4 protein-coding genes are annotated in these 5,968 nt (G+C 58.1%); all 4 read right to left on the bottom strand.

The genetic code is table 11. The features are described from left to right. Window positions 1-300: 300 nt before the first annotated feature. Genes CJ255_RS20860 through CJ255_RS20840 form a run of 4 tightly spaced genes read right to left on the bottom strand, consistent with a single transcriptional unit; the run spans window position 301 to window position 5,812 of the window. Window positions 301-861: an SH3 domain-containing protein gene (locus tag CJ255_RS20860; protein WP_097646007.1), complete on the bottom strand. Its 561-nt coding sequence runs from the start codon at window positions 859-861 to the stop codon at window positions 301-303. A gap of 12 nt (window positions 862-873) precedes the next feature. Further along, window positions 874-1,785: a GNAT family N-acetyltransferase gene (locus tag CJ255_RS20855; RefSeq protein WP_245863638.1), complete on the bottom strand. Its 912-nt coding sequence runs from the start codon at window positions 1,783-1,785 to the stop codon at window positions 874-876. Between the two features lie 13 nt (window positions 1,786-1,798). Further along, window positions 1,799-4,387 carry an Eco57I restriction-modification methylase domain-containing protein gene (locus tag CJ255_RS20850; protein ID WP_245863636.1) on the bottom strand — a complete coding sequence of 863 codons (2,589 nt, stop codon included), beginning with the start codon at window positions 4,385-4,387 and terminating at the stop codon, window positions 1,799-1,801. A 42-nt stretch (window positions 4,388-4,429) separates the two neighbouring features. Further along, on the bottom strand, window positions 4,430-5,812 hold the full coding sequence (locus CJ255_RS20840; protein ID WP_124682038.1) for a sugar ABC transporter substrate-binding protein: 1,383 nt from the start codon (window positions 5,810-5,812) through the stop codon (window positions 4,430-4,432). Between the last annotated feature and the right edge of the window lie 156 nt (window positions 5,813-5,968).

Below are 5,968 nucleotides of genomic sequence, written 5' to 3'. Positions count from 1 at the left end.
CAGGTCTAGTCCGTGCCGCGACACCGGATTAATTTCTGGAAGACCATAAGTCGGCACTACGACGGTAAAGCTGAAAGGCTGTTTCTGAAACCATCCCTTGGTAGGAGACACCTCATACCATTTACGATTGTAGATTGCCGATTGCCGATTGCCGAACATGGCGTCCCAATGGGCTTTCGCGTTCTTGATAATGCGGCATGTTCAAGGGTAATTGGTATCATACCTCATACCTCTGTGTTCTCTGTGCCTCTGTGGTGAAAATCTCTGTGCCTCTGTGGTGAAAATCTCTATCCCTCCCGCCTACGGCGAAGAGAGCAACGTCCCACTCGCCCAGCCCTGCGTCGCAACAGGAACGCGATCAGGCGTACAATCGAGTGCTGTCTCGGTGATCGCAATCAGATGCCAGCGTGCGCCATCAGGCAGAACCTGTTCCGCCAGGAACGCAAACTGATCGCCAGGGCAGATCTGGCCAATCACCGTCTCCGGCACGATCACCGGCTCGGTACGCAGATTCCCGCCGTTGAGAACCGTCCCCATGCCAAGGGCCTCCAGCGTCGGCGTCGGCTCTGGCGTGGGCGTCGCAAGGGCGAGCGCCGCCGCCGTCGCGGTCTGCTCGACACTCGCCGTGGCCGCTGCTATCGCGCGGGCCGTAGCCGTCACCGCAGCGGTCGCCGTAGCGGCATTGTTCATGCGCGTCGTTTCGATGCCGAAGCTAAACGCAAAAATCGCCCCACCGCCCAACAGCAAAAAGATCGTTCCAACAATTAACACATTAACCAAAGCACGCAACGGCCCCCCGCGCTGGGGAGCCCCAGAGCGAAAGAGTCGGTCCCAATCACGCGGATCAGCTCGGGGTGGCATGGTAAGTTTCTCTCAGCTTTTTTCGCCTATCGTATAGCGCAACACCTGCTGCACCTCACCAGTAGGACGAAAACCAAACCAACGATAGAGGTGCTGCGCCCGTAGGTTATAGGCTTGGGTATTCAGCGTCATCACATGGGCGGGCAGACGCGCCGCGTAGTCTACCAGATCGGCCAAGAGGCGCACGCCAACCCCAGTACCACGGAGTTCTGGGGCCACCGCAATCCGCACGAGATGCACTAAGCGCCCATTGAAATGGGTGGTCGCATAGGCATACCCAATTAACGTCTCATGCTGTTCAGCCAGCATAAAATAGGGGCCTTGCCTGATCGCATCACGGATAATCAGGCTATCCTTCACCCACTGCGGCTCAAAGCAGCGCTGGTCTAAACGCAACACCTCGGCAAGATCAACGGAAGTTGCGGGGCGAATTTGCACATGTTGAGCACCAAGAGCGGGGGCCGCGAGGCGTCGCTTCTCATAGACCAGCACCTCGGTTTCGAGCGTAAAGCCCAAGTGCTTAAGCAGCGGGATCAGCCAACTATCACTGCCCTCATCGCCCGCATAGAAGACCGTCTGTACCCCACGGGCATGCAGGATCGGGGCGAGTCCCTCAAGCAGCAGCGCAACCCCACGTTCTAATTCTACCCCATCAGCCAGCGCAAGCGCACGTAGCCAGCAAGTTGTGCCAAAGGGCCAACCGGCAACAACCACCGCGCAGAGCGTGTGATCAAGCTCAAGCCCAAGCCCCTGATGCGCCTCCAGCAGCGCCAAGAGATCACCACTACTCAGCCCATAGTAGCGGCGCGGAGCATCCCGCAGCAAACGTGAGACCGTATTCAGGTCAGCAACCCCCAACAGGCGCACCTGCGCCCGTTGTAGGTCAAGCTTTTTACGAAAGAGGCGCATGAGCGTATTGTACACGATGTGCTACCAATTACCCTTGACTATGCCGCATCATCATGCGGTACTTGATGTCGTAGTTGATGATGAAGTCCAACTCCTCCTCCGTGAAGCCGTAGTGCGCCGCAAGCATCCGGTCAATTTCGTCGAGAATGGGTTTGGATTTGCGTGCGTCAATGGTTGTTTCATCACTGTTGATAATTTCGCCGCGTCTCGTTCTTTTGGTTTGATTGTTCGCATAATCACGTAGGAGTTTTGTTTCGAGATCTGAAAAAACGTTCATGTCTGCTTTCGCAAGATCAAAGACGGGTAATTCTAAAACTTCGCGTAAGACAACATCCATGCAATTTGAATTACTAATCCAATACCAATAAAAAAGCTGACTGTTCAGGAGTGCAAAGAGCGCCGGTCGAAGCTGCTCGTGAACATAGATGGGCTTGTAGTGCGATGAACGTTGCTCTAGCAGGGCCTTGCGCCAGTAGCGCCCCCCTGAGTGGTAGTAGATAGGGGTGCCATGCGCGGTGATAAAGTCTTTTACTTTTTTTCCATGTGCGTGCATCTTCTCAAGCAGCAGCACTTCTTGTGGAGAACCAAGCTTAGGGAGGGGGTTGGCATGAGTCGAAATGCCTGCCCAGGGGCAATAACTGAGCTTCTCAAAGAGCACGGGCCGATCACTATGCTTTCCACTAAACCAGCGGTAATATGTGGTGCAGTAAATCTTTGCTTGTGATCTGACATGCTGGAGCAATGTTATGGTTAAATTCATGTCAACACCGGCAAACAATTTTCCTGGCCTTACCGCATAGTGGCTGTGCCACTGGGTGTATCGTTGATACAGCTGTTGCAAAGCTTTCATGCCATCAGTTGAGACCGAGGCAATCGGTACAATCATGCCAAATCGGCCCTGCTTGGCAAGCAGGTTGAGTGCCCGTTCAATCACGAAGGCATAGAGATTGCCGCTCGCCTCGGTTTGGTAGCCGCTGACCTGATACTCCTGCTTGACCTTGCGGTAGGCTATGTAGGGCGGATTACCTACAATCACATCAAAGCCGCCCGCCTCGATGATCTCGGCGAAGGCGTTACACCAGTGGAATGGTTCGGGGGCTTGGTGCTTCAGTCCAAGCTCAGCGCTATGAATGGCACCCACCAGGGCATTACCGACTCGGATGTTGCCGTCAAGTTCGGGCAGCGGCGCAATCTGACCCGCATCGTCGCGGTCGGCCACCATGCGCAGCAAGAGGCGCAACTTGCAGATCTCCGTCGCCTCGGCCATCAGGTCAACTCCGTAGAGGTTGTGTACTACGATGCTCTTGGTGATGAAGTAGTCGCGGTTGGGGTGGGCGGCAGCGGCAGCGAGTATCTTGCGGAAGCGCATGGCTTCTTTGACGCCAAGGCGCGAGGGCGCAAAGGTTTTGTTCGCACGGAAAAGTTCTGGGTCGCGCCGCTTGGCTTCGACAAGCTCAGCCACCGCGTCGCTGGGTGAGCCTGTCGAAGCCAGCTCCTCCATACGCTCAAGCAGCGCCTCGTAGATCGGCTTGAGGATGCGCAGCGCCGCGAAGAGAAATGCGCCAGAGCCAACGGTTGGGTCGAGGATGCTGAGTGGCAGTGTGCCGCGTTCTGGATCGCCAGCGAGCGCGGCGTAGAGCGCGTAGAGCTTGGGGGCCTCAAGCTGGGGAATGAGGTCGCTAAGTAGCGCTTCCAGATCGAGGTTGGCCGTCACTGCGTCGTTGATCGTGGCCAGGTTGCCCGCCTGCGCCTCGGCAACAATGGTGGACACACGGGCGCGCCGCACCGCTAGTTCGCGCTCTGTCTCGGTGGGCAAGGGCGCTTCCTGGCGCATGGCCGGGTAGAGGTAGTGGGTCACCGTCTGGGCCAGGTTGAGCGGGGCCAGCGTCAAGCCCGCCTTGTCGCAGAGCGCCGGAATGATCGTATTGCGGCAGATGTAGTCCGTAATATCGTCGCGGGTGTAGTAGGCCCCCATCTGCTTCTGGTTGATATACTGCTCGAAGATGTAGCCTAGCACATCGGGGGTAATACCATTTACGATTGTAGATTGCAGATTGCAGATTGCCGAACATGGTGTCCCAATGGGTGTTAGCGTTCTTGATGATGCGGCATGTTCAAGGGTAATTGGTATAATCTCTTGCTCGCTCGTCCCCGGAAGCGCGTTGAGCTGCCAGCGCCAATCACTGAAGAAGGCGAACAACTGCGTAAACGCCTGGTCGGGAATATGCAGCGCCGCGCCGTAGCGCTCCTCAATGGGATGGGGCAAGAAGATGCCGCCATTGAGATAGGGGATCGTCCCAAGCTTCTGCTGGGTCGCCGTGCTACGCTGTTCCGGTTCAAGCGCAAAGCCCTCGAAGAAGAGGACGCAGAGAAACTCCCGATAGTAGCGGTCGGCACCAAGCTGAGTCTGGCACCAAGCCAAGCGCTCGCGCAGATAATCGCTCTGGTTGTTGAGCAAGCCCTTCGCCTGAACAAAACAGATAAACATCAGGCGATTGAGCAGCACCGAGGCATACCAACGCTGCTCGCTTGCGAGCGGGATACCCTGCAAACATGCCTGAAAGGTCTCGCGCTGGCGCGTAAACTCAGCGTAGAACTGCTTGGTAACCTGCTCCACTGTATCCAGTATCCAGTATCCAGTATCCAGTATCCAGTAGTGCTAACGTTGCAGGCATGTTTCGGCGCTACGCTGCATGCTTGCGGGGGCTTCGTCGAGAGCGAGACGCCCGCTGAAGAGGCTGGGTAGCCAGACGGCAAGGCCGTAGAGGGCGCAGTGGGTGGCTTGGGTGGGGGCCAGGCCGGGGGCGCTGGCGATCTGGGTTGCGGCAGCGCGAAGATAAGGGTCGGCGCTGAGATCAATACGTGCGAGGGCGCTCTCGCTGGCGGGAAGGTGGCCACTGGCTTGGGCTAGGCGGACTTGGGCGCTCGGCTCGGCGAGCATGGCGGCAAAGGCGAGGGCCTGTTGCTGCTCTGGGCCTGTGAGGGCGCTGGTGAGCATGAGGTAACTCCCGCCAAGCGGCGGGAGCGCCCGAAGCCCGGTGGCGGGTACCCGTGGCATGGGCGCAACGCCTAGTTCAAGCGTGTCGCTGATGGCAGCATACTGTCCCCAAGCCCAATCGCCGTCAATCGCAAAGGCGGCGTAGCCTTGGGCCAGCAGGCGCTGACCACGGGCATAGCCATCGCCATTCTGCGGGGCTGCCGCATAGAGCTCGCGCATCAGATTGAGCGTTGGAGTCATTGCAGGCGTATCGAGGGTGATGGTCTGGCCATCGGGGCTGGTGGGGGCACCACCAAAGGCATGGAGCCAAGGCAGAGTCCAGTAGGCTTCATTCCAACCCATCACTAGCCCAGCAACCATGGGGGTTGCGGCGGCGCGTGTCTGGACAATCAGTTGATCACTGGTGCTTGGCGCAGGGCCTTCGCTCAACTCGCGGTTGTAGAGCAGCACAAGGCTATTGTGGGCTACCGTGGGCAAGCCCCAGATCTGCTCATCCAGACGGGCAGCGGTGAGCAGGGCGGGAAAGGTATCGGTAGGCAAGAGTTCGGCAGGAAGTGGCTGCAACAGCCCATCGGCAAGCAGGCCAGCGAGGGTGGTCTGGTTGGCCCAGAGCAGATGGGGCAGCGGATCATCCACAAGTTGGGCGGTAGCTAGGCTGAGACGGAGACCATCGAGGGGGCGTGGTAGTACCTCTATCTTGGTACCGTGTGCTGCACTAAACTCATCAGCTAACTGGCTCAACTCATCCACCAATGGCGTTTCCGCCTCTACCCAGAGTTGCAGCGTTTGACCACGCAGCGGCGGAGTGGGCGTCGCCACCACCCCAGGTGGCAGGGTCGGCGCCGGGGTATTGGTAGGAATAGGATCAACCGGCGTCGGCACAGGCGGCGGCGGAGCGGGCGTCGCTACCGACGGAGCGGGATCGGGCGTGGGTGGCTGCGGCTCGCTGGCACAGGCGCTGAGCATCAGCAGCAAGATGATGCCCACCAGCACCAATCCGGTAGATCCGCCCCATCTACCAAATGGTAAAGCAGAACGCTGCAAAGTAAACCCTTCTCTGTGTATTGCGTAAGGGAAGCAGATGTTGTTGATTGCCCCGTTGCTTGTCCACCATGAGCGAAGGTTCGTAGGAAGGTTCCTATTTGCGCCGTAGGTAGTGCCGACGTTAGTCGGCTTCCCATCGCTGCCAAAGACCTCAGC

Origin of the sequence: Candidatus Viridilinea mediisalina (assembly GCF_002532535.1) — a bacterium.
In the GTDB taxonomy this organism is placed as follows: domain Bacteria; phylum Chloroflexota; class Chloroflexia; order Chloroflexales; family Chloroflexaceae; genus Viridilinea; species Viridilinea mediisalina.
This window is presented reverse-complemented; position numbering and strand designations above follow the sequence as displayed.